The 22,513-nt window shown below is 69.3% G+C and carries 21 protein-coding genes; 7 read left to right on the top strand and 14 right to left on the bottom strand.

Annotated elements, in window-relative coordinates; genetic code table 11:
• Positions 1 to 19: 19 nt before the first annotated feature.
• Positions 20 to 1,588 carry an alkaline phosphatase gene (locus D892_RS0100885; RefSeq protein ID WP_036566448.1) on the top strand — a complete coding sequence of 523 codons (1,569 nt, stop codon included), beginning with the start codon at positions 20 to 22 and terminating at the stop codon, positions 1,586 to 1,588.
• A 172-nt stretch (positions 1,589 to 1,760) separates the two neighbouring features.
• Here D892_RS0100885 and nrdF read toward each other — a convergent pair whose 3' ends face one another.
• The 4 genes from nrdF to D892_RS0100865 form a co-directional block, all read right to left on the bottom strand.
• The gene (gene nrdF, locus D892_RS0100880; RefSeq protein WP_024799449.1) at positions 1,761 to 2,723 is read right to left on the bottom strand and encodes a class 1b ribonucleoside-diphosphate reductase subunit beta; all 963 of its coding nucleotides are present in this window, start codon (positions 2,721 to 2,723) and stop codon (positions 1,761 to 1,763) included.
• A 373-nt stretch (positions 2,724 to 3,096) separates the two neighbouring features.
• On the bottom strand, positions 3,097 to 4,548 hold the full coding sequence (gene mgtE / locus D892_RS0100875; protein WP_084160868.1) for a magnesium transporter: 1,452 nt from the start codon (positions 4,546 to 4,548) through the stop codon (positions 3,097 to 3,099).
• A 344-nt stretch (positions 4,549 to 4,892) separates the two neighbouring features.
• A complete protein-coding gene (locus D892_RS40015; RefSeq protein WP_232235938.1) occupies positions 4,893 to 5,555 on the bottom strand; it encodes a hypothetical protein in 663 nt (220 codons plus the stop codon).
• A 128-nt stretch (positions 5,556 to 5,683) separates the two neighbouring features.
• Positions 5,684 to 5,989: a hypothetical protein gene (locus D892_RS0100865; protein WP_024799446.1), complete on the bottom strand. Its 306-nt coding sequence runs from the start codon at positions 5,987 to 5,989 to the stop codon at positions 5,684 to 5,686.
• Positions 5,990 to 6,173: 184 nt separating this feature from the next.
• Here D892_RS0100865 and D892_RS46245 point away from each other — a divergent pair, with 184 nt between their 5' ends.
• On the top strand, positions 6,174 to 7,562 hold the full coding sequence (locus D892_RS46245) for a response regulator (RefSeq protein WP_024799445.1): 1,389 nt from the start codon (positions 6,174 to 6,176) through the stop codon (positions 7,560 to 7,562).
• Positions 7,563 to 7,583: 21 nt separating this feature from the next.
• Here the strand turns inward: D892_RS46245 and nrdE are convergent, their stop codons facing one another.
• From nrdE to D892_RS0100835, 5 genes are all read right to left on the bottom strand, one after another.
• Complete coding sequence (gene nrdE, locus D892_RS0100855) at positions 7,584 to 9,689, bottom strand: class 1b ribonucleoside-diphosphate reductase subunit alpha (RefSeq protein ID WP_232235946.1); 2,106 nt, start codon at positions 9,687 to 9,689, stop codon at positions 7,584 to 7,586.
• Positions 9,690 to 9,751: 62 nt separating this feature from the next.
• Positions 9,752 to 10,201, bottom strand: a complete 450-nt coding sequence (gene nrdI, locus D892_RS0100850; RefSeq protein ID WP_024799443.1) for a class Ib ribonucleoside-diphosphate reductase assembly flavoprotein NrdI — start codon at positions 10,199 to 10,201, stop codon at positions 9,752 to 9,754.
• A gap of 68 nt (positions 10,202 to 10,269) precedes the next feature.
• Positions 10,270 to 10,503, bottom strand: a complete 234-nt coding sequence (locus D892_RS0100845) for a redoxin NrdH (RefSeq protein ID WP_024799442.1) — start codon at positions 10,501 to 10,503, stop codon at positions 10,270 to 10,272.
• A 503-nt stretch (positions 10,504 to 11,006) separates the two neighbouring features.
• Positions 11,007 to 11,129, bottom strand: a complete 123-nt coding sequence (ykgO, locus tag D892_RS0100840; protein WP_024799441.1) for a type B 50S ribosomal protein L36 — start codon at positions 11,127 to 11,129, stop codon at positions 11,007 to 11,009.
• A gap of 117 nt (positions 11,130 to 11,246) precedes the next feature.
• A complete protein-coding gene (locus tag D892_RS0100835; protein WP_024799440.1) occupies positions 11,247 to 11,813 on the bottom strand; it encodes an NAD(P)H-dependent oxidoreductase in 567 nt (188 codons plus the stop codon).
• 163 nt (positions 11,814 to 11,976) lie between these two features.
• On the opposite strand from D892_RS0100835, the gene D892_RS40010 reads away from it, so the two are divergent.
• Together D892_RS40010 and nadE are read left to right on the top strand one after the other, a co-directional pair.
• Positions 11,977 to 12,618, top strand: a complete 642-nt coding sequence (locus tag D892_RS40010) for a TetR/AcrR family transcriptional regulator (RefSeq protein WP_369801721.1) — start codon at positions 11,977 to 11,979, stop codon at positions 12,616 to 12,618.
• A complete protein-coding gene (gene nadE / locus D892_RS0100825) occupies positions 12,602 to 13,519 on the top strand; it encodes an ammonia-dependent NAD(+) synthetase (protein WP_024799438.1) in 918 nt (305 codons plus the stop codon). The genes D892_RS40010 and nadE overlap by 17 nt, the downstream gene beginning before the upstream one ends.
• A 34-nt stretch (positions 13,520 to 13,553) precedes the next feature.
• Here nadE and D892_RS0100820 read toward each other — a convergent pair whose 3' ends face one another.
• Together D892_RS0100820 and moaA are read right to left on the bottom strand one after the other, a co-directional pair.
• A complete protein-coding gene (locus D892_RS0100820) occupies positions 13,554 to 13,796 on the bottom strand; it encodes a MoaD/ThiS family protein (protein ID WP_024799437.1) in 243 nt (80 codons plus the stop codon).
• Entirely contained in the window at positions 13,789 to 14,832 is a 1,044-nt protein-coding gene (moaA, locus tag D892_RS0100815) for a GTP 3',8-cyclase MoaA (protein WP_036566520.1), read from the bottom strand. The genes D892_RS0100820 and moaA overlap by 8 nt, the downstream gene beginning before the upstream one ends.
• A 511-nt stretch (positions 14,833 to 15,343) precedes the next feature.
• On the opposite strand from moaA, the gene glp reads away from it, so the two are divergent.
• Genes glp through D892_RS0100800 form a run of 3 tightly spaced genes read left to right on the top strand, consistent with a single transcriptional unit; the run spans position 15,344 to position 18,367 of the window.
• On the top strand, positions 15,344 to 16,549 hold the full coding sequence (gene glp, locus D892_RS0100810) for a gephyrin-like molybdotransferase Glp (RefSeq protein ID WP_024799435.1): 1,206 nt from the start codon (positions 15,344 to 15,346) through the stop codon (positions 16,547 to 16,549).
• Positions 16,546 to 17,949, top strand: coding sequence for a cyclic pyranopterin monophosphate synthase MoaC (gene moaC, locus D892_RS49455; protein WP_024799434.1), 1,404 nt, complete (start codon positions 16,546 to 16,548; stop codon positions 17,947 to 17,949). Before glp ends, moaC begins: the two co-directional genes overlap by 4 nt.
• Complete coding sequence (locus tag D892_RS0100800; RefSeq protein ID WP_024799433.1) at positions 17,942 to 18,367, top strand: molybdenum cofactor biosynthesis protein MoaE; 426 nt, start codon at positions 17,942 to 17,944, stop codon at positions 18,365 to 18,367. Before moaC ends, D892_RS0100800 begins: the two co-directional genes overlap by 8 nt.
• Before the next feature lie 108 nt (positions 18,368 to 18,475).
• Here D892_RS0100800 and D892_RS0100795 read toward each other — a convergent pair whose 3' ends face one another.
• The 3 genes from D892_RS0100795 to D892_RS0100785 form a co-directional block, all read right to left on the bottom strand.
• Positions 18,476 to 19,636 carry a GTP-binding protein gene (locus D892_RS0100795; protein ID WP_051498936.1) on the bottom strand — a complete coding sequence of 387 codons (1,161 nt, stop codon included), beginning with the start codon at positions 19,634 to 19,636 and terminating at the stop codon, positions 18,476 to 18,478.
• Positions 19,637 to 20,072: 436 nt separating this feature from the next.
• Positions 20,073 to 21,632 carry an N-acetylmuramoyl-L-alanine amidase gene (locus D892_RS49450; RefSeq protein WP_369801719.1) on the bottom strand — a complete coding sequence of 520 codons (1,560 nt, stop codon included), beginning with the start codon at positions 21,630 to 21,632 and terminating at the stop codon, positions 20,073 to 20,075.
• A gap of 241 nt (positions 21,633 to 21,873) precedes the next feature.
• Positions 21,874 to 22,443, bottom strand: a complete 570-nt coding sequence (locus D892_RS0100785) for a sigma-70 family RNA polymerase sigma factor (protein WP_024799430.1) — start codon at positions 22,441 to 22,443, stop codon at positions 21,874 to 21,876.
• Positions 22,444 to 22,513: the final 70 nt, after the last annotated feature.

The following is a 22,513-nucleotide window of genomic DNA, read 5'->3' as shown; positions in this document are numbered from 1 at the left end:
TTGGACAGGGTGCTGACGTATGGCCGACCGATATCCGCTTTCCGGAATCTCCCGACGGACACTGCTGCGCACCACCGCCGCCGGACTGGTCGTGGCGCCCGGGCTGGCGGCATGCTCGTCCGACGATTCCGGTCCGGAACTGGTGCGGGATCGGCCGACCCTCCCCCACGGCGCGGCGGTGGGCGATCCCCGCGGCGACGGCGCGCTGATCTGGGCCCGCTCGGATCGTCCGGCGAAGCTGATCGTGGAGACCTCGCCGACCGAATCCTTCACCAACGCAAGGCGTTTCGAAGGACAGATGCTTACGCCCGACACCGACGGCACCGGCCGGCTACGGATCGGCGGACTGCCCGCCGGACAGCAGGTGCACTACCGGGTGACGCTGGAGGGCGAGGGTGGCGCCACCTCCGAGGCGGTCACGGGCGTCTTCCGCACGGTACCGGCCGAGGCCGCCGATATCCGGCTGCTGTGGTCCGGCGACGTCGTCGGCCAGGGCTGGGGCAGCAATCCGGACCTGGGCGGCATGACGATCTTCTCCGCGATGGCGGCCCGCGACCCGCATCTGTTCCTGCACTCCGGCGACGCCATCTACGCCGACGGGCCGCTGAAGGAGTCGGTGCCCCTGCCCGACGGGCGGATCTGGCGCAATGTCGTCACCGAACCGAAGAGCGCGGTGGCCCAGACCCTCGAGCAGTTCCGTGGCCAGTACGCCTACAACCTGCTCGACGCCAACTACCGGAAGTTCAACGGCTCGGTCGCGCAGATCGTGCAGTGGGACGACCACGAGACGGTCAACAACTGGTACCCCGGCGGCCTGGTCGCCGAGGGCAAGAGCTACACCGAGCGCAGCATGGACACCCTCGCCCAGCGCGCCTGGCAGGCATGCCACGAGTGGATGCCGCTGGATCCCGCCGAGGCGGTCGACGGCCGGCTCTACCGCAAGATCTCCTACGGCCCGCTGCTGGACGTGTTCGTGCTCGATATGCGCACCTACAAGGACGCCAACGACGCCAACCGCTCCCCGGACGGAAAGATCTTCGGGCCCAAGCAGACCCAATGGCTGATCGAGGGACTGCGGGATTCGCGGGCCACCTGGAAGATCGTCGCCAACGACCTGCCGCTCGGGCTGGTGGTCAAGGACGGCGAGCAGCCGGACACCACCGCCTTCGAGGGACCGGCCAACGCCGACCCGGGCGCGCCGGCGGGCCGCGAGACCGAGATCGCGCGGGTGCTGTCGGCGATCAAGGCGAACCGGGTCGCGAACGTCGTCTGGCTGACCGCGGACGTGCATTACACGGCGGCACATCACTATTCGCCCGAACGCGCGGCTTTCACCGACTTCGACCCGTTCTGGGAGTTCGTCTCCGGCCCGCTCAACGCCGGCGCGTTCGGCCCCAGCGACCTCGACGGAACCTTCGGCCCCACAGCCGTTTTCGTGCACGCCCCGCCGAAACAGAACACCTCCCCGATGGAGGGCTACCAGCATTTCGGCGAGGTGCTCATCGACGGCAGGAGCCGCGAACTGACCGTCGATCTCCGTGACGCCGAGGGAAAGTCGCTGTTCACCCAGCGCATCGCCCCGGAATAGCGTGCCGATCCACCGGTATCCCCATCACCGGCAGTGTGAACGAACGTGGATCCTGACGAAACGCGCCGGGGTATTGGCGGCCAAGTCCAGCGAGCTTCAAGGGACACGACACGAGACGATGGGCCGCCCTCTAAGGCTCCGCGGCCCACCCAGACACCGGTGCCCCGGAAACCTAGAAGTCCCAGTCCTCGTCCTCGGTGTTCACGGCCTTGCCGATGACATAGCTCGACCCCGAACCGGAGAAGAAGTCGTGGTTCTCGTCGGCGTTCGGTGAGAGAGCGGAGAGGATGGCCGGGTTCACCTCGGTCTCGTCCTTGGGGAACAGGCCCTCGTAGCCGAGGTTCATCAGCGCCTTGTTGGCGTTGTAGCGCAGGAACTTCTTGACGTCCTCGGTCAGGCCGACCTCGTCGTAGAGATCCTGGGTGTATTCGACCTCGTTCTCGTACAGCTCGAACAGCAGCTCGAAGGTGTAGTTCTTCAGCTCGTCCTGTTCGGCGCCGGTGAGCTCCTCCAGGCCCTTCTGATACTTGTAGCCGATGTAGTAGCCGTGCACCGCCTCGTCGCGGATGATCAGGCGGATCAGGTCGGCGGTGTTGGTGAGCTTGGCCCGCGAGGACCAGTACATCGGCAGGTAGAAACCGGAGTAGAACAGGAAGCTCTCCAGCAGCGTGGAGGCCACCTTGCGCTTCAGCGGCTCGTCACCGTTGTAGTAGTCGAGGACGATCTCGGCCTTGCGCTGCAGGTTGCGGTTCTCCTCCGACCAGCGGAAGGCGTCATCGATCTCGCGGGTGGAGCACAGCGTGGAGAAGATCGAGCTGTAGCTCTTGGCGTGCACCGACTCCATGAACGCGATGTTGGTGTACACCGCCTCCTCGTGCGGGGTCAGCGCGTCCGGGATCAGGCTCACCGCGCCGACCGTGCCCTGGATGGTGTCCAGCAGCGTCAGACCGGTGAAAACCCGCATGGTCAGCTGCTTTTCGTGCGCGGTCAACGTGGCCCACGACGGGATGTCGTTGGACACCGGGACCTTCTCCGGCAGCCAGAAGTTGCCGACCAGCCTGTCCCAGACCTCGGCATCCTTCTCGTCGGGCACCCGATTCCAATTGATCGCGGACACTCTGTCGATCAGCTTCACGCGCCGCTCACTCACCCTTCTCACCTCGCCGGACCGAGGGATTCCCCTCACCCCCGAAACACTACTACTAGGGCCCGACAACCTTGTGTAACACAAGAACTTGTGTCTTGTGCCGTCCAGCACGAGCCTGCGGCGTTCCGCCTCGCACCCAGGTCCCGCCTCTCGTCACCGAGCATCGCCGCCGCGCCGTGCGCGCCTGTGAATGCTCGCAGTTTGCCAGATGACGGCGACATCGACGTAACGGCATCCTCCGTCCCGGCGCGGCGACGCCTGTCACTCCGGACACCCGCATCCGCCACGGCGGCACGGTCGCATGCCTCGACCCCGGCACGGCCGGGCCCCGCCGAAGACGGTGCGGGCCCGCCGATCTCGTTCAGATGCCCAGCACCAGCTTCGCGGTGGTGAAGTAGATGATCAGCCCGGTGGCGTCGACCAAAGTGGTCACCATGGGCGCGGAGATCACCGCCGGGTCGATGCGCAACTTCTTCGCCAGCAGCGGCATCGTGCCGCCGATGGTGGCGGCCCAGCCACAGATGATGATCAGCGTGATGCCCACGACGAGAGCGATCTGGGCGCTGACGAACAGACCCCCGATGACCATGCCGACCGTGGCCAGCATCGCGCCCAGCACCAGGCCCACCCGGCACTCTCGCCAGATCACCCGCAGCAGGTCCGAAACCCGGACCTCGCCGACCGCCAGGGCGCGCACGCACGAGGTCGCCGCCTGGGCGCCCGCGTTGCCGCCCGCACCGATCAGCAGCGGGATGAACAGCGCCAGATGCGCGGCCTGCGACAGCGTCGCCTCGAACGCGTCGGTCACCGACACCGTCAGCGTCGCGGCCACCAGCAGCAACAGCAACCACATCGCCCGGTACCGGGCCAGCTGGAACACCCCGGCCGCCATGTAGTGGCCGGCCCACGGCGCGGCGCCGGCCTGCCGCGCCACGTCCTCGCTGTCGGCCGCCTCGATGACCTCGACCGCGTCGTCGATGGTCAGCAGCCCGACCAGCCGATCCTCGCTGTCGACCACCGGCAGGTTGATCAGGTTGGTCTCGCGCATCAGCCGCGCGGCCTTCTCCGCGGAATCGGTGGCGCGCACGAAGACCGGCTCGGTGACCACCAGATCCGACACCATCGCCTCGGGCTCGCCGAGCACCAGCTCACGCAGTTCGACGATGCCGGTCAGCCGCCGGCCCAGATCCACCACGGGCAGCGTGTACACCGTCTCGGCGCCGGTGCCCTTCACCCGGACTACCTTCAGGGCCTGCGCGACGGTCAGTTTCCGCGGCAGCGCAACGACTTCCGGCGTCATGTACCGGCCGACGGAGCCCTCCGGGTAGCCGAGCAGGGCGGCGGTCATCCGGCGCTCCCGCGGGCTCAGCCCGGCGAGCACCTTCTTGGCGACCTTGGCCGGCGCCTCCCGCAGCATGCGGGCGCGGTCGTCGGGGTCCATCTCCTCGACCAGTTCGCGGAATATGTGACCGCGCAGGCCGGAGAGGATCTGCTGCTGGTCGACGGGTTCGAGTTCCTCGAACACCGCCAGCGCCCGGTCCTTGTCGAGCAGCCGGAACGCCACGCCGGCCTGCACCGCGTCCATGCGGGCGAGCTGGTCGGCGATCAGGTGCGGCGGATGATTGTCCAGCCACGCCAGGGTGGCCTCCACGCGGCCGCCGCCGACGATGTCCTGCAAGGACTCGCCGTGGGCGGATTCCGGCTGTGGATTCTCGGTCTGTGGGATCTCGGTCTGTGGGATCTCGCGCTGTGGGGTGTCGGTGTCGGCTGCGGGCAGCGCGGGAGCAACGACGGAAAGATCGGTCGGCGACATGGCAGAACCTCGGCACAACGGCATGCAGCACTACGGCATGGAACGGAAAGGGAGACAACCGGTTTCACACCGCGGGGCGCCGACCCTACTACCGTGGAACTATCGGCAGGTCACGAGGGCGGCGCCGCGCGGCCTTCGACTGGGGGGTTCGCTACGCATTGGCAACCCACCTCCTCAGTCTCACGGCTGTCCTGTCGTATGCGCCGTCCGCCCTTCGACGAACGCAGCCACCGACGGCTGGTCCGCCGATGACGGCAAAAGCAATCCCAGAGCAGAATACCCGCACGCCGAGTACGACGCGCCACAGGGGAGAAAACGCCCGGACGTGTCGAGTCATTCCCGCGTCACGGCCTCGGCGCGTCCCCGCCCTGCGTCGGCGACACCACATCACGCTGCGTCGGCGGCACCACATCACGCTGCGTCGGCGGCACCACATCACGCTGCGTCGGCGGCACCACATCACGCTGCGTCGGCGACACCACATCACGCTGCGTCGGCGGCACCACGTCGCTCAGTGTCGCCGATACCGCGTCCTCGACGTCGGGCCAGGTTCGCGTGTGCCGCACCCAGTCCGGCGCCGGGCCGGTCTGCACCCCGAACCAGAACAGGTGCGGCACCAGGCCGCGCAGCGCGCTGTGCACCTCGAGCCGGTCATCGATCATGTGCGTGATGCCCAGCTCCGCGCAGTGGATCGCCTTGTCCGCGCGGGCCCGGCAGAATCGCAGGTGATCCCGTGGCAGCCCGGTGTGGGCGAAGAGGTCGTGGTGGTCGAGCCACTGCCGGGTCCGCAGTTCCACCCGCGGCCCGCACTTGGAAATGATCCAGGCGCCGTCGAAACGCGGCAGCAGGCGAGCCAGCACCTCGAAGGCTCCCGGGCTGGGCGGTGTGCGCATCGCCTCGTCGAGACCGCCGGACAGGAATACCGTATCCGCCGCGCCCGGCTCCAGCGCCGCCCCCTGTATCACGCGCCCGAAGTCGATTCCCAGTCGCGGCGCATCGGTTCTCATCGATATCCAGCATGCCGCCGGGGCGTCCCGGGCGCCAATCATTTTCGCCATACCCTCGAATACCGGTATGCCGCAGCGCCTTCCGCCTCGATCGACATCCGCCGCCGGGGATCGGATTCGGCCGATCGTCAACCGCGGTTCCGCAGCAGGGCCAGAATCTGGGCGACATCCGACTTCAGCGTGCCGACGTCGGATTTCAGGGCGCCGATATCCGATTCGACCGCTCGCAGCCGATTCTCGACCGAAGTGAAACGGCGCTCGACGGAGGTCAGCCGGTTCTCCACCGACTCCTGACGCGCGGTGAGACTGCTGATGTCGACGCCCACCGAGATCAGCCGTGACGCGATCGACCGCTCGTCGAGATTGCCGATGGACGTCTGGATCTCCTCCAGCTGCCCGCCGATGCCCACGATCTTCTCATCGAAGTCCGTCACCCGCACAGTATCCCGCGCCGCCCACCGATCCGGGTAACCCCACGCCAGACGGGTGATATCCGGGTAATATCCGGACGGTCGGCGCCGCTCGGACGATTGTCCGGGGCGGCCGGACCCGGGTAATCTGCTCGGGTTCCGAAAGATGTTGTCCCGGTGGACAACACAGAACCGATCCGGGGGATGCGTGCAAGAGATACTCGGCTCCGTCGCCACCCTGCTGTGGCCGGTGTTGTTCCTGCTGGCACTGCTGATGTTCCGCACTCCGGTGGAGCGGGTGATCCGCTCGGCCGAGCGCCGGGAGTTCACGCTGCGCGTGGGCGGCCAGGAGATCGGCATGAAGGAACTGAGCGAGCAGCAGGACAATATGATCGCCGACCTGCAACGGCAGCTGAGCAAGTTGCGGGCGGAGGTCGCGAGCCTGCGGGCCGACCCGTGGGCCGCATCGGCCGGGCCGTACCCGGCGCCCACCGAACCGCCGGCCGCCGAACGCTCGGGAGAGCTGCCACCGTGGCTGATCCCGCCCCAGCCCGGGAGCGAAGCGGCCGCCGAGCCGAGCCCCGGCGAGGAGATGCCCACCGTAGCCGCCTATCGCGGCCCCACGGACGCCGAGGCCGACGGCGTACCGCCCGCTTCGGTCGGCTCACCGTCGAACGGGTACGACACCGATGGCAGCCCCGCCGCACCGGCCGACACCGGCGGCACGCCACCGGCAGCGGATTCCGGCGGGGTGCCCTCGGCTGCGGCCGATTCCGACGGCGCACCACGTTCCTGGCCCGGCACCGTCGGCACCGCGCCCTGGACACCCGAAAGCACGCCACCGGCCGGATCCGATACCGGGGCCCCCTCGGCTGCCACCGATTCCGACGACGCGCCACGTCCCTGGCCCGACACCGGCGGCACACCGCCCTGGACGCCCGGCAGCACGCCATCCGGATCCGGCGCTCTCCCGACCCGCAACGCACCGCAGTACCGGTCCGGCTTCGACGGCCCGCCCCCTGCCGGGGCCGACATCGAGACGACCCAGCCCGTGTCCGGCAGGCCATCGAGCGGAGGACCGGAGCTGTTCCCCCGCAGCACGCCTGCCGGAGATGTCGGCCGCTTCGCCGGCGCCCCGGGTCGGGGAACGCCCGCGGGGAGCCCCGCGCGCGGCGGATCTGACAGCTCGGTCCCGGGTTCCGGCACGCCCGCGGGGGGTTCGGTCCTGTGGGTGGACGACAATCCCGGGAACAACGCCCTCATCGCAGATCGCTTGGAGCGCAACGGCGTTCGCGTCGACGTCGTCGGCTCCACCGATGATGCCCTGCGACTGCTGGACCGGGGATACCGCTACGGGGCGATCCTGTCCGACTGGGGCCGGAAGGAGGACGGCGTGCGCGTCCCCGATGCGGGACGGCACCTGATCGAGGCGGTGCGCGACCGCGAGATCACCGCCCCGCTGATCATCTACACCAGTGCCTACGGCGCCTCGGGCCCGCGGCAGCAGGCGGCGCTGGAGGCCGGCGCCACCCTGGTGACCGATTCGACGACCCGCCTCACCGGGGAGCTGGCCGACCTCGGCCTGCTCCCCGGCTGAGTCCACCTACAACATGGCCGGCTACAGCATGCAGCTGACGCAGCCCTCGACTTCGGTTCCCTCCAGGGCCATCTGGCGGATCCGGATGTAGTAGAGGGTCTTGATGCCCTTGCGCCAGGCGTAGATCTGGGCCCGGTTGACATCGCGCGTGGTGGCGGTGTCCTTGAAGAACAGCGTCAGCGACAGGCCCTGATCCACGTGCTGGGTCGCCGCGGCGTAGGTGTCGATGATCTTCTCGTAGCCGATCTCGTAGGCATCCTCGAAGTAGTCGAGGTTGTCGTTGTCCAGGTAGGGCGCCGGGTAGTAGACGCGCCCGATCTTGCCCTCCTTGCGGATCTCGATCTTCGACGCCACCGGGTGGATCGAACTGGTGGAGTGGTTGATGTAGGAGATCGAGCCGGTCGGCGGCACGGCCTGCAGGTTCTGGTTGTAGATGCCGTGCGCCATCACCGAGGCCTTCAGCTCGCGCCAGTCGTCCTGGGTCGGGATGTGCACCCCGGCGTCGGCGAAGATCTGCCGGACCCGCTCGGTCTTCGGTTCCCACGCCCGCTCGGTGTACTTGTCGAAGTACTCACCGCTGGCGTACTTCGACTCGGGGAAGCCGCCGAAGTACTGCCCGCGCTCGATGGCCAGCTTGTTCGACGCCCGGATCGCGTGGAAGGCGACGGTGTAGAAGTACATGTCGGTGAAATCGACACCCTCGTCGGATCCGTAGTGGACCCGCTCGCGCGCCAGATAGCCGTGCAGGTTCATCTGGCCCAGGCCGATGGCGTGGGATTCGTTGTTGCCCTGCTCGATCGAGGGCACCGAGTGGATGTGGGTCTGATCCGACACCGCGGTCAGCGCCCGGATGGACGTCTCCACGGTCTTGCCGAAGTCGGGCGAGTCCATCGTCTTGGCGATGTTCAGCGAACCCAGGTTGCACGAGATGTCCTTGCCGACAACGGAATAGGACAGATCGTCGTTGAACACCGACGGCGTGGAGACCTGCAGGATCTCCGAGCACAGGTTGGAGTGGGTGATCTTGCCCCGGACCGGGTTCGCCCGGTTCACCGTGTCCTCGTACATGATGTACGGGTAGCCCGACTCGAATTGCAGCTCGGCGATGGTCTGGAAGAACTCGCGCGCGTTGATCTTGGTCTTGCGGATGCGCCCGTCGTCGACCATCTCGTGGTACTTCTCGGTCACGTCGATATCGGCGAACGGCACGCCGTAGATGCGCTCCACGTCGTACGGCGAGAACAGGTACATGTCCTCGTTCTTCTTCGCCAGCTCGAAGGTGATGTCGGGGATCACCACGCCCAGCGACAGCGTCTTGATGCGGATCTTCTCGTCCGCGTTCTCCCGCTTGGTGTCGAGGAACCGGTAGATGTCGGGGTGGTGGGCATGCAGGTACACCGCGCCCGCACCCTGCCGCGCGCCGAGCTGGTTGGCGTAGGAGAACGAATCCTCCAGCAACTTCATGATCGGAATGACACCCGAGGACTGGTTCTCGATCTTCTTGATCGGCGCCCCGTGCTCACGAATGTTGCTCAGCAGCAACGCCACTCCGCCACCACGCTTGGACAACTGCAACGCGGAGTTGATGGAGCGCCCGATGGACTCCATGTTGTCCTCGATGCGAAGCAAGAAGCAGCTGACCGGCTCGCCGCGCTGCTTCTTGCCGGAATTGAGGAATGTCGGGGTGGCCGGCTGGAAGCGGCCGTCGATGATCTCCTCGACGAGTTCCTGCGCGAGGGTCTCGTCGCCGGCGGCCAGGGTCAGCGCGACCATGCACACCCTGTCCTCGAAGCGCTCCAGGTAGCGCTTGCCGTCGAACGTCTTCAGCGTGTACGAGGTGTAGTACTTGAACGCGCCGAGGAAGGTCGGGAACCGGAACTTCTTGTCGTAGGCCTGCTGGAACAGCCTCTTCACGAACGCCCGGCTGTACCGGTCGAGCACCTCGGCCTCGTAGTAGTTCTCCTCCACGAGATAGTCGAGCTTCTCGTCGAGGTTGTGGAAGAAGACCGTGTTCTGGTTGACGTGCTGCAGGAAGTACTGATTGGCGGCCTCGCGATCCTTGTCGAACTGGATCTCGCCGCCCGGGCCGTAGAGATTCAGCATCGCGTTGAGGGCGTGGTAGTCCATGCCCTCGGTCGACGACGCGGTATCCACCCCGGACCTACCCCCTCCCGTACTGACCGGACGCTCTAGGCGGGCCGTCTTTCCGGCCGGTGCTGTTGTCGTTGCCAAAACAATCCCAATCCCTCTCGGACGCGCTCGACGTCCTCGGCGGTTCCCATGAGTTCGAAGCGATACAGGTACGGCACCCCGGCCTTGCGCGAGATCACCTCTCCCGCATAGCAATACGTATCGCCGAAGTTGGTGTTTCCGGCCGCGATGACGCCACGCAACAACGCGCGATTGGACGGATCGTTGAGGAACTTGGCCACCTGCCGGGGCACGAATTCCTTATCCGATCGATCCCTGCCCAGGACGTGCCGACCGCCCCCGTAGGTGGGGCAGATCAGCACGTAGGGCTCGTCGACGCGAAGCGATTCGGCCGTGTGGAGCGGAATGCGAACGGCCGGGAGACCCAGCCGTTCGACGAAGCGGTGCGTGTTCTCCGACGCGCTCGAGAAGTAGACCAGATCAGCCACGGCCACTCCCCCTTCCCCATTGTCGGACACACAGCAGGCCCGTCGTTCCGGCGTGCTCTCGGCCGGAATCAGGCCGCCTGGGTCAGCAGCGACTTGATGCGGTCGGGACGGAAGCCCGACCAGTGCTCGTCGCCGGCGACGACGACGGGCGCCTGCAGGTAGCCCAGCGCCATCACGTAGTCGCGGGCCTCCGGGTCCTCGGAGATGTCGATGGCGGTGTAGTCGACACCCGCCTTGTCGAGCGCGCGGTAGGTGGCATTGCACTGGACACAAGCGGGCTTGGTGTACACGGTGATGGTCATGAGTGTCCCTCTCTCTCGCCTTGATCCGTTGCTGCCTGACTCCGTCTGCAGTGCACGACTCGCAAGATCCACATAGTTACTGCGCAAACCCCTGGAAGCCGAGCAAATCCGAGCGGAACCCCAGGTCACAAGACCTCTCGCGGCCCTCGGGCTCGCATCACCCTCCAGTGCCGTAGACACTACACCTAGTGGCCGACAGATTCATCCAACACGACATCTTGCGAGTCACAAACGTGGAATTCGATCGGCGTAAGTAGCTGGACAGGCGATTCGCAACCCGACACGACAGTGGTGTAGATCACGATTTCGTGTAGCAGCTCTCTCCCAGCAAACTCAAATCTCCCACCAGTCACAGGCGTCCCATCCGCATCCCGACACACGCTCGACACGTCCCGATACGACAATGGGCCGCCCCGTCCGACACCGGACGGAGCGGCCCTCACTCGGCGTGTCGCGCTCGCCTCCGACGGCCCGGCAACAGGACCACCGGAAACTCCCGGAACTCAGCCCTGTCGCGCCTTGAACCGCGGATCGCGCTTGTTGATCACATACGTCCTACCGCGCCGCCGCACGACCTGAGCGCCGGGCTTGTCCTTCAGCGAGCGCAGCGAGTTGCGCACCTTCATGGCCACCTCCTAATGATAATGATTTTCACATTCTATACGGCGGTGCGGTCAGGCCACGAACGCGTGTGGGGCCGCACCCGATCGGGTGCGGCCCCACATGCGGGTACGGTGCCGGACTCAGGCGTCGACCCGCGCCCGTGCGGCCTCGGCCAGGTCCCGCACCGTGGCCGCCAGCTCGGTGAGCGCCTCGGCGTCCTCGCGCGGATGCGACTCGCCGAACCGCTGGCCGATCGAGCCGAAGTGCAGATGCGCGCTCTCCACCACCGACGCACCCGCGATACCGGCCGACTTGACGGTGTCGCCGTGCGCCCACTTGGCGGCGTTCTGGCTGATCGAGGCGCTGACCACGGCGGTCGGCTTACCCTTCAGCGAACCGTCGCCGTACGGCCGCGAGGCCCAGTCGATGGCGTTCTTGAGCACGGCCGGAATGGTGGCGTTGTACTCGGGAACGAACAGGAGCAAACCGTCGGCGGCGGTGACCGCCTCCCGCAGCGCCGTCGCGGAGCCGGGGACCTGGCCGGGCACATCGATGTCCTCGTTGTAGAAAGGAATGTCTCCGAGGCCCTCGAAGATCGTGACCTCGACACCCTCCGGAGCGGTGTGCGCGGCGGCCTCGGCGAGTTGCCGGTTGATCGAGGCGGCGCGCAGGCTGCCGACCAGTGCGAGGAGGCGGGTCTGGGACATGGTTACTCCTTGTGCGGATATCGCGGTGCGTTAAGCTTCTAAGACACCATAACCGGACCACAGTCCGCTTTGATTCCCAGCCCCCGAGGTCTCCGCTGTGAACTACCGCACACAGAACCTGGCCGACGCCCGCGAGCCGCACCCCGGCGACGCGGCCACCACGCTGCCCATCGAGGCGGTCGACGAGCCGCCGGTGCTGCCCGTCGCCGAGGGGCATCCCGAACGCAGCGACGCCGCCCGCAACCGGCAGCTGCTGCTGGACGCCGCCGAGCAACTGGTGCGCGAACACGGGGCCGACGGCGTCACCATGGACGCGGTCGCGCGCCGGGCGGGCGTCGGCAAGGGGACGGTGTTCCGGCGGTTCGGCAACCGCGCCGGGCTGATGCTGGCGCTACTGGATCAGTCCGAGCGAAAGTTGCAGGGCGCCTACATGTTCGGCCCGCCGCCACTGGGTCCCGGTGCGCCGGCGGCGGAGCGGCTGGTGGCGTTCGGCCGGGCCCGGCTGGCCGGAATCGAGGTCGAGGGCGAGATGCGCCGCGCCGCCGACGATCCCGGCAGGTTCTCCACCGCGCCCTACAACGTCATGAGAACCCATGTCGCCCTGCTGCTTCGGGACGCCGGGACCGAGGGCGACATACCCTTGCTGGCCGACGCCCTGCTGGGCTGCCTGGACGCCGCCCTGGTGCTGCACCAGACCCGGGTGCTCGGCTACACCCTGGACCGGATCGGCGACAACTGGGAGCGGCTCGTGCGGACCGTCGTCCCCGGACGTCAGTACAGTGACCGGCATGGGGAACTCGCGTGAGCGCATCGTCGACGAACTGGGAGTACGGCCGGTCATCGAGCCGAAGGTCGAGGTGCGCCGCCGCATCGACTTCCTCAAGGACTATCTGAAGTCCACGCCCGCGACGGGCTTCGTGCTGGGCATCAGCGGCGGGCAGGATTCGACGCTGACCGGGCGGCTGTGCCAGCTGGCCGCCGAGGAGCTGCGCGCCGAGGGCCGCGAGGCCGCCTTCGTGGCGGTGCGGCTGCCCTACGGCGTGCAGGCCGACGAGGAGGATGCGCAGGTCGCGCTGCGGTTCATCCGGCCCGATCGGTCGATCGCGGTGAACGTCAGGCCGAGCGCCGACGCCGTGGCCGCCGAATCCGCGACCGGGCTGAAGGAGGTGCTCGGTGGTCGAGCGACGGGCCCGCAGGAGGCGGCCGGCGCAACCACGGAGGGCCCCGGGAGATCGCCCATCCCAGACGGCGATGTACCGCGGCTGCGGGACTTCGTGCGCGGCAACATCAAGGCCCGCGAGCGCATGGTGATCCAGTATTCGATCGCCGGCCAGCTGAACATGCTGGTGGTGGGCACCGACCACGCCGCGGAGGCGGTCACCGGATTCTTCACCAAGTACGGCGACGGCGGCGTGGACGTCACCCCGCTGACCGGCCTGACCAAGCGCCAGGGCGCGGCCCTGCTACAGGAACTGGGCGCCCCGCCGAGCGTCTGGGAAAAGATCCCGACCGCCGACCTGGAGGACGAGCGCCCCGCCCTCCCCGACGAGATCGCCCTCGGCCTCACCTACGCCCAGATCGACGACTACCTCGAGGGCAAGGAGGTAGCCCCCGAGACCGCCGCCCGCATCGAGTCGATCCACCGCATGACCCGCCACAAGCGCGCCGTCCCGGCCACCCCCTTCGACACCTGGTGGCGCGACTGAACTCCTGCGCCGGGCGGGCCCGGTGCGAGGGGGATCAGCCGCCGGCGAAGGGCGGCAGGACGTCGACTCGGGGGGCCAGCGCGGCCGAATCGTCGCGGGTGAGTTCGTCGCCGATCAGGTAGGCGCAGACCTTCAGCAGGGGGTCGAGGGCGGGGCCGTAGGTGTCGGCGAGGGTTCGGCGCAGGTCGGCGACGGTGGCCTCGGCGGGGAGGTCCAGGTGTTCGCTGCTCTTGCCGACCGCGTCGGCGATCGCGGCGAAATAGCGGACCTCAACCACCGATCGCTCCCATCGTCCGTTCCGGCGGTACGAAACCTTCGGCCTCGATGCCGTGCCCGGCCCACTTGTTCCACATCGCGCCGCGCCACAGCGACGCGATCTCGTCGTCGCTCGCGCCGGCGCGCAGCGGCGCCCGCACATCGTATTCCTGATCGCTGAACAGGCAGGACCGGATCCGGCCGTCGGCGGTCAGCCGGGTGCGATCGCAGTCGCCGCAGAACTTCCTGGTCACCGAGGCGATGATGCCGACCTTGGCCGGGCCGCCGTTCACCAGCCAGCTCTCCGCCGGTGCGGCCGGATCGGCGCGGCCGATCTCGGTCAGGGTGAACCGGGTGCCGAGCACCTCCAGCAGTTCGGCGGCGGTGACCATATTGGCGCGCGCCCACTCGTGGTCGGCGTCCAGCGGCATCTCCTCGATGAACCGCAGCTCGCAGCCCTCGTCCAGGCACCATTGCAGCAGATCCGGTGCGCCGGAGAGGGTTTCGCGCATCAGCACCGCGTTCACCTTGACCGGGGCCAGGCCCTCGCGCTGGGCGGCCCGGATGCCGGCCAGCACGGAGTCGAGCCGGTCGCGGCGGGTCAGGCGGGCGAAACCGGTGCGGTCGACGGTGTCCAGCGAGACGTTGACCCGGCTCAGCCCGGCCCGCGCCAGCGCCCCGGCGCGGTGCTCGAGCCCGACGGCGTTGCTCGTCATGGCCAGCGGGGTGCCGGGGACGGCCGCGTGACAGCCGGCGACGATGCGTTCCAGATCGCGGCGCATCAGCGGCTCGCCGCCGGTGAAGCGCACCTCGCGCACCCCGAGCTCGCGCACCGACAGGGCGACCAGGCGCACGATCTCGTCCACCGACAGCAGTTCCGCCGCCGGGATCGCGGGCAGGCCCTCCTCGGGCATGCAGTAGGTGCAGCGCAACGAGCACTTCTCGGTGATCGATACCCGCAGGTCACGGGCGACGCGGCCGAATCTGTCGACCAGCAACGGTGTGTCGGGGCGGCCCTCCTGCGCGGGCCGCCCCTCCCGCACGGCCGGCATCCCCATCAGGACAACGCCGGAATGCCCGTCGGTCTCGAAGTTCACGGTTCTCGAACGGCCGGCAGTCATTCGCGACCCGCCCCGATGCTCCGGTAACGTCCCGCTGCTCCGGTAACGCGGTCCCCCGCACCGCGCTGCAGCCCGTGCACGGCCGTACACAGCGGGTTAGACCGCCTTCTCGCCTGTGCCGGTTGCGCCTCGGACGGCAGATCGTGCACCCGGTATCTGCCTTCCGAGCACGCCGCCATCGGGGGTAAGCATCGATCGACACTGCGGAGCCGACGACCGTACCACTTACATTTCATACCGATGACCTGCACGAACTTCCTCCAACCCGCCTTGGTCCCCCATGGTAGTCGCTACCCGCGCGGGCGAGTTCGACCTGTGCCGCCGTGCGCGATTCACACTCGCGCCGAATCCTCCGACCGGCTCGCCGATGATGTCGCGGCGGGCGTCCGGCACGCTTCGGAGAACTGTACGAAATCTCGTGCCGCGCGGCCGCGGCTAGGCTGGCCGCATGAATACCCGGCCCGCCACCGCCTCGGCCCGGTCCGTCGACGACCACCGCCACCGTGTCGAGCAGTTGCTGCGCCCGCTCGCCGTCCGTGACGTCGATGCGGTCCCGATGACCGATGCGCTGGGTCGCCGGCTCGCCGAGGACGTCCGGGCACCGGTGGACCTGCCGGTGTTCCGCAATTCGGGTATGGACGGCTATGCCGTGCGGGCGGAGTCGGTCGCGGTGACTCCGGTGACGCTCCCGCTGGCGGGGGTCGTGGCCGCCGGTCAGCCCGGTCTGGCGGCGCTGCCGCCGGGGTCCGCGATGAAGGTGATGACGGGGGCGCCGATCCCGCCGGGCGCCGACTGCGTGGTGCCGGTCGAGGACACCCGCGCCGGCGAGACCACGGTGACGTTCGAACGCGGTCGCGCGGCGGGCGATTTCGTCCGCGAACCGGGCACCGACGTCCGCGCCGGTGAGCTGCTGACGGCCGCCGGAACACTGGTGCGGCCCAGGCATATCGCGGCGCTGGCGGCGGTCGGGCTGGCGGCGCTGCCGGTGTTCCGCCGGATCCGGGCCGCGGTGCTCACCACCGGCGACGAGCTGATGCCGGCGGGGACCCCGCTGGGGCCCGGGCAGATCTACAACTCGAACGGCATCGCGCTGGGCGCGGCGCTGGCCGCCAACGAGATCGACGTCGTCGCCGTCGAACACAGCCGCGACGATCCGGACGAGTTCCGCAGCGCGCTGGCACGTGCCACGGCGGCCGCGGACGTCGTCTTCACCTCGGGAGGCGTGTCCCAGGGGGACTTCGAGGTGGTCAAGGACGTCCTGGCCGGTCGCGGTGGGGAATTCGGCTCGGTCGCCGTGCAACCCGGTGGGCCGCAGGGGTTGTCGGTGGTGGACGGGGTGCCGGTGCTGAGTTTCCCCGGTAACCCGGTGAGCACCATGGTGTCGTTCGAGGTGTTCGCCCGGCCGATCCTGCGCGAACTCGGCGGGCTGCCGCCGGTGCCGGAACACGCTCTGCCGCTGCGGGATCCGGTGCGGTCGCCGGGCGGGCGGCGGCAGTTCCTGCGCGGGCGGATGGAGCCGGACGGTGTCGCGCTGGCCTCCGGGCCCGGATCGCATCTGATCGCGGCGATGGCGCGGGCGGATGTGCTGATCGACATTCCCGCGGAGGTCACCGAGCTGGCCGCGGGGGCGATTGTGACAGTCTGGGAACTATGAGCGAGCAGTCTCCCGCCGACCCGGCACTGTCGCACGGGGACCCGGCACTGTCGCACCTGGACTCCGAGGGCCGCGCCCGGATGGTCGATGTCAGCGCCAAGTCCGACACCGCCCGGGTCGCGGTCGCCGCCGGTGCCCTGCACACCACCGCCGAGGTGGTGCGGCTGGTGCAGGCCGACGACATGCCGAAGGCCGACGTGCTGGCGACCGCGCGGATCGCCGGCATCTCGGGGGCGAAGAAGACCTCCGAGCTGATCCCGCTGTGCCATCAGCTGGCGCTGTCGTCGGTCGACGTGCACTTCGGCTTCGCCGCCGACGCGATCACGATCGAGGCGACCGCGAAGACCAAGGGCCCCACCGGAGTCGAGATGGAGGCACTCACCGCCGTCGCCGTCGCCGGCCTGACCCTGCACGACATGGTCAAGGCCGTCGACCCCGCCGCGGTCCTCACCGGAGTGCGCCTGCTGACCAAGGACGGCGGCAAACGCGGGCATTGGGACCGAGCCCGGATCGCCCCCGATACCGCCTCGGACGAGACCGCGGCCGCTGCACAGGCACACCACACCACCGCTCCCGCGCACCCGGACACGGCACCCGGCACGGTCCCGGACCACCGAAGTTCACCGGACGAGACGGCACCCGACCGTGGAGCACCTTCCGCGCCCGCGCAATCGGTCCCACCGGCACGGCCCGAGACCGCCGACCATCGGAGTTCCCCGGCGAGCGAAGCGGGCCATTCGCACGCCGACCGCGCGAAGGCTGTTACCGCACAGCCGGTTCGGCCTGCACCGCCGGCCGACGGCGGCCGGGAGACGACGCCCGAACCGGCATCCGGCACCCGCGCGGCGCACGAGCACACGCACGGTGGCCGGCAGCCGTCCGACCGGCAGACATCGGCCGCCGCCGGGAATGCCGCACCCGAGGGGACTCGGACGGCCGCGGTGGTGGTGGCGTCCACGGGTGTGGCGGCCGGGACACGGGTGGACAAGACCGGGCCGGTACTGGTGGATTGGCTTGCCGGGAAGGGGTTTTCGGTCAGGGGGCCGCTGATCTACGCGGACGCCGATATCGCGGCCGGGCTCGCGGATGCGCTGTCGGGTGCGCCCGGGCTGGTGATCACCACCGGCGGCACGGGCGCCTCTCCCACCGACGCGACGCCCGAGGCGACCCTCGCCGTCCTGGATCGCGAGCTGCCCGGCGTGGCCGAGGCGATCCGGCAGGCGGGCACGGCGGCCTTCCCGCTGGCCGCGCTGAGCCGCGGTGTCGCGGGCCAGGTGGGACGCTCGGTGGTGGTGAACCTGCCCGGCTCCTCGGGCGGGGTGCGCGACGGCATCGGCGTACTGGAGCCGCTGCTGGATCATCTGCTGGCCCAGGTGGCCGGAGGAGGCAGCCATGACTGAGAACGTGCGGCTCACCGGGATCAGCGACCGGCCGCTGGATCCGGCCGAGGTGGAGCGGGCGGTGACCGGCCCCGAACACGGCGCCGTGGTGGTGTTCACCGGCAAGGTGCGCAATCACGATGGCGGCCAAGCGGTTTCGGCACTCGAGTATTCCGCGCACCCCCAGGCCGAGACGTTCCTGCACCGCGCCTGCGCCGAGATCTCGGAGAGTTCGGGCCTGCCGGTGGCCGCGGTGCACCGCGTCGGCCCGCTGACCATCGGTGATCTGGCCATCGCCGTCGCGGTCGCCGCCCCGCACCGGGCCGAGGCATTCGGCGCCTGCGCCGAACTGGTGGACCGCATCAAACACGAGGTCCCGATCTGGAAGCGCCAGCTGTTCGCCGACGGCATGTCCGAATGGGTCAACGCCTGCGGCTGACGCCGACCGGTCATACCTCCCGTATTCGGCCGACCGGAAGGCGGTCCGGCAGTCGGCGGGGGTCTCGTCGGTCATGCCGATAAGCGCGCCACTGCCACGTCGACCGGACTACTGATCCTCGGGTAGGCCGAGATCCGCTGTCTCCCAAGGTTCTTCGAGGCTCTCGACACAGCTCGCCGCGGTGGTGTCGTGGGGGACATAGCGCCAGACCGGGAGCATGGCCCGGTCGTCGAGGGGGTCCGATGCGGTGTGGATCGTGCCGTGGAGGCGGGTGGTCACCGTGTCGGGGTCCAGGCCGGAACCGATGAGGACCAGGCGGGTTTCGCGGGGCTCGCCGCGCTCCCAGGCCGTCGGCTCGAAGGTCACGTGACGGCCGACGACGTGCAGGACGAATTTGCGGCGCTCGTCGCGGACGCCGAATGCGGTGCAGCCCTTGGCACGGAACAGGCCGGGCGGCGGGTCCTCGAGGAAGCCGACCAGACGGCGCGGGTCGAGATCGGTTGTGCTGACGAAGGATACGCTGTCGTAGTCGTCGTGCAGGTGATGGTGCGCGCCATGGCCGTGATCATCGTGGCCGTGATCGTCGTCGTGGTCGTGGTCGTCGGCCAGCAGCTCGTCGAAGCTGAGCTGTTCGGCCACCGGCGCCGCCCCCGCGCGCGGCGGATCGAACAGCAGGTGCGGATCGATGCGGCCACGGGTGGTGGCGTACACCGGCACCGCGCCCACCAGTTCGCCGATCTCCCGCCGCAGCCCGGACAACCGGTCGGCGGGCACGCGGTCGGCCTTGTTCAGCACCACCAGATCGGCCAGCCGCAGATGCGTGGCCAGCTCCGGATGGCGGGCGCGGCTGTCGCCGAAATGTTCCGCGTCGACGACCTCGACGAGCCCGCCGTACCGGATGCGCGGATTGTCGCTGCCGACCACCATGCGGATCAGGTTCCGCGGCTCGGCCAGCCCGCTGGCCTCGACCACGATGACGTCGATCCGGTTGCGCGGCTCGGCCAGCCGGGCGAACAGCTCGTCGAGTTCGGTGACGTCGACCGCGCAGCACACGCACCCGTTGCCGAGCGACACCATGGCATCGACCTGCCCGGCGACCAGCATCGCGTCGATATTGACAGCACCGAAGTCGTTGACCACCACGCCGATCCGCGCCTCGCGCTGCCGCAACAGGTGGTTCAGCAGCGTCGTCTTCCCCGCCCCCAGATATCCGGCCACGATCAGCACGGGTATGCGCCGATCCACCTGCCCCAGTTCCTCCGCACGCATTCCGGCAATCCTAGCGATCGGATCCGGCACGACCGGGCCATGGTCGGCCCCGAATGCGCCCGGACTCATCCGGCGCGCGGTGCGGCCCCTCGTCCCGATCGCACCCTGTCGAGCACGGCCGAGACGAGTCCGCCGGTGCGTAGCCGGTCCCGAGGAATCCGGGCGCGTCGACGCGGACCCCCGACCAGAGACAGGACGAGCATGTCGGCGCTCTCGGTCGCCCCCTGCTCATCCGGCGAGCAATCCCGGATTCGAACCCCTCCCCTTCCGAGAAAAGGGCGCGAGGACACGGGCGAGAGTGGGCCAGCGTCCGGACGGACAGGTGGACGGGTGGACGTGGAACCGGCGCACACCAGCCGCGCCCGGTCCGTGAGCCGACACCGAAACGCCCGCACCCACTCCGGAGGGAGAGGTGCGGGCGTCGGTGGTGACCGCGTTACCTGGTCGAGGTCCCGGGAGCGCGCTGCGCGCCCAGGCTGTTCTGCGCACCGGGGGTGCCCTGCGTTCCCGGATTGTTCTGCGTCGTTCCCGGATCGTTCCGTGCCCCCAGGAAGTTCTCCGCGGAACCCGGATTCAGCAGGGTGGCGGCGAGGGTATAGGCCAGGTTGATCAGCTGGGAGTTCACCGCCGCATCCTCCAGCCCCAGCGATTCGGCCAGCGGGGCGAGCAGTTTCATCGCGGTGGTGACCAGCGAGCTGGCGGCCGACTCGGGTCCGGTGCCCTGCTGCGCCTGGCCATCGGTGGACGGAGCCGAGCCCGGCGGCTGGGCGGCACCCGGCTGCTGGGTGGTGCCCGGCGCCGCGCCGCTCGGCGGCCCCGGCGTGTACGCGTCGGGAGTCGAGTAGGCGTTGGGTGCGCCCGGCGTGGTCCCGGGAGCGGGCGCCGCGGCACCCGGTGTCGAGTACGCATCGGGTGAACCCAGCGACGGCTGTCCGGTTCCAGGCGTGCTGCCGCTCGGCGTCGTGTACCCGTCGGGTGCGCCCGCACCGGACGTCCCCGGCTGCGGCGCGGTTGCTGCGCCACCCGGCGTGGTGTACGCACCGGGAGCGCTCGGGGCGGACGCGCCGGGCACCGCACCGGGCGCGGCCTGATCCGGTGTCGCCCGGGTTCCGCCGCCCGTCGCGGGAGCCTGCGCGTTCGCGCCCGGAGCACCGGAGGTCTGCGCGCCCGGCGCCGGCTGCGCCGAGGTGCCCGCCCGGGGCGCCTCGGCCGCACCACCCGGCGCCGAACCCGGCTGCCCCGGAACGGAATCCGGCTGCCCGGGTGCGGTCTGCTCCGCCGCGCGACCGTCGGCCGAACCCGACGCCGTCGGCGCGCCACCGAGACCGAGCAGATATCCGGCCACCCCGGTGGCGATCGCGACCGCGTGCCGCAGCTGGCCGTCCTGGGATTCCAGGAGCGCGGCGTCCTCGGCGTTGGCGCCGTTGCCCATCTCCAGGAACACGTCCGGCACCTGGGTCAGCGCGGGCCCGGCGATGTCGTGCCGGGTCTGTAGCCCGTCGACCGCTCCGGCGTAGGTGGCCGCGGGGAAGCCGGCCTGCAGATACGCGTCGCGCACCACCTTGGTCGCGGCCAGGCCCGGACCCGATTGCGCCTGGTCCGCTTTGGCATCCGGGATCGGCAGCTGCGGCACGATCAGATGGAAGCCGCGTTCGTGTGCGGGCGCGCCGTCGGCGTGGATGCTGACCGCGACATCGGCGCCGGACCGGTTGGCCGCGGCGGCACGCTCGTCGACGCAGCCGCCCCAGCCGGCGTCGTCCTGGCGGCTGAGCACGACACGGGCGCCCATCGCCTCCAGCGACTGCTTGACCAGCTGCGACACGTTCCATGTGATGGTGTGCTCGGGCACGCCGTTGACGGTGGTCATGCCCGTCGTCTGGCACTCCTTGGTGCCGCCGCGGCCGTCGCTCACGGGGCGCGCGACGTCTTCGGCGTGGTCGCCGCCCTGATGCCCCGGATCCAGGAACACCGTCTTGCCGACGAGCTTCGACGACATGTCCGGCTCCGGCGGAGCGGCGGTGACGACAGCCGGGTGGAACCCGGCGGATGGTGCGAGGGCCGCGGCCGTGACGGCTAGGCAGAGACCGGCCTTGACGATGCTTGGCTTCATGCGCGGACGGCGCACCCGGCGGTGGGGCGCCCCTCCCTTCCCACTAGTAACACCAAACCCAGTGGTTCACTCTGGCAACGCAGGCCCCAGCACGCAAGCACAGTTACCGAACCGTTACTCCCTCCCGTCACGCCCCGATCGGCAGCTGACGCAGTGACCGGAGCGCATAATGCACGCGTGTCTTCACGGTTCCGACGGGCACGCCGAGATCTTCAGCAACATCACGGTAAGCGCGATCGCACAAAATCACCTGAACCACGGCGTGTCGCTGAGAGTCGGGCAGCCGCGCGAGCAACTCGGTGACCAGTAGCCCGTCGGCCAGGTCGTCGGCGAAGTCCGGTCGCGACCGGCGCAGGTCGGCGGCCTCCTCGACGTCGTCCCAGCTGGTCTCGGCCGGGCGCACGGCGCGCATGCGGCCGATATCGATGAGCACGTTGCGCTCGATCGACAGCAGCCAGGTGCGCACGCTGCCCTTGTCCGGGTCGTAGGTGGCGCAGCTGCGCCAGGCCCGCAGCAGCGTCTCCTGCACCGCGTGCTCGGCGAGGCCGGGATCGCCGAGCCGGCGCATCGCGCGCCAGTGCAGTAACCCCTGGTCGGTGGCGAGCACGGTGGCGAGCCCGGCATCGGTGCACAGTCGCGCGCACCGCCGGCCGCAGGCGGTGTCGCTGTATCGGGGAACGGACCGGGGACCACTCATGCCAGGAATATCGCGAGAACTCGCCGGAAGGCATCGCCTCGGGCACACCGATTTCCGCGACTTGCGCTGC

The sequence above is a fragment of the Nocardia sp. BMG51109 genome (genome assembly GCF_000526215.1).
Classification (GTDB): Bacteria; Actinomycetota; Actinomycetes; order Mycobacteriales; family Mycobacteriaceae; genus Nocardia.
Note: the sequence above shows the minus strand (reverse complement) of the source record. Positions and strands in the feature narration are given on the sequence as shown.

Bases quoted from the DNA above. Each gene is read 5' to 3' on its own strand.
- D892_RS0100785 (WP_024799430.1), bottom strand. From the start codon at position 22,443: ATGAGTGGTCCCCGGTCCGTTCCCCGATACAGCGACACCGCCTGCGGC.
- D892_RS40015 (WP_232235938.1), bottom strand. From the start codon at position 5,555: ATGAGAACCGATGCGCCGCGACTGGGAATCGACTTCGGGCGCGTGATA.
- D892_RS0100795 (WP_051498936.1), bottom strand. From the start codon at position 19,636: ATGCGTGCGGAGGAACTGGGGCAGGTGGATCGGCGCATACCCGTGCTG.
- D892_RS0100845 (WP_024799442.1), bottom strand. From the start codon at position 10,503: ATGACCATCACCGTGTACACCAAGCCCGCTTGTGTCCAGTGCAATGCC.
- glp (WP_024799435.1), top strand. From the start codon at position 15,344: ATGAATACCCGGCCCGCCACCGCCTCGGCCCGGTCCGTCGACGACCAC.
- nadE (WP_024799438.1), top strand. From the start codon at position 12,602: ATGGGGAACTCGCGTGAGCGCATCGTCGACGAACTGGGAGTACGGCCG.
- D892_RS0100835 (WP_024799440.1), bottom strand. From the start codon at position 11,813: ATGTCCCAGACCCGCCTCCTCGCACTGGTCGGCAGCCTGCGCGCCGCC.
- moaA (WP_036566520.1), bottom strand. From the start codon at position 14,832: ATGGGGATGCCGGCCGTGCGGGAGGGGCGGCCCGCGCAGGAGGGCCGC.
- D892_RS0100800 (WP_024799433.1), top strand. From the start codon at position 17,942: ATGACTGAGAACGTGCGGCTCACCGGGATCAGCGACCGGCCGCTGGAT.
- moaC (WP_024799434.1), top strand. From the start codon at position 16,546: ATGAGCGAGCAGTCTCCCGCCGACCCGGCACTGTCGCACGGGGACCCG.
- ykgO (WP_024799441.1), bottom strand. From the start codon at position 11,129: ATGAAGGTGCGCAACTCGCTGCGCTCGCTGAAGGACAAGCCCGGCGCT.
- D892_RS49450 (WP_369801719.1), bottom strand. From the start codon at position 21,632: ATGTCGTCGAAGCTCGTCGGCAAGACGGTGTTCCTGGATCCGGGGCAT.
- mgtE (WP_084160868.1), bottom strand. From the start codon at position 4,548: ATGTCGCCGACCGATCTTTCCGTCGTTGCTCCCGCGCTGCCCGCAGCC.
- nrdE (WP_232235946.1), bottom strand. From the start codon at position 9,689: ATGGACTACCACGCCCTCAACGCGATGCTGAATCTCTACGGCCCGGGC.
- D892_RS0100885 (WP_036566448.1), top strand. From the start codon at position 20: ATGGCCGACCGATATCCGCTTTCCGGAATCTCCCGACGGACACTGCTG.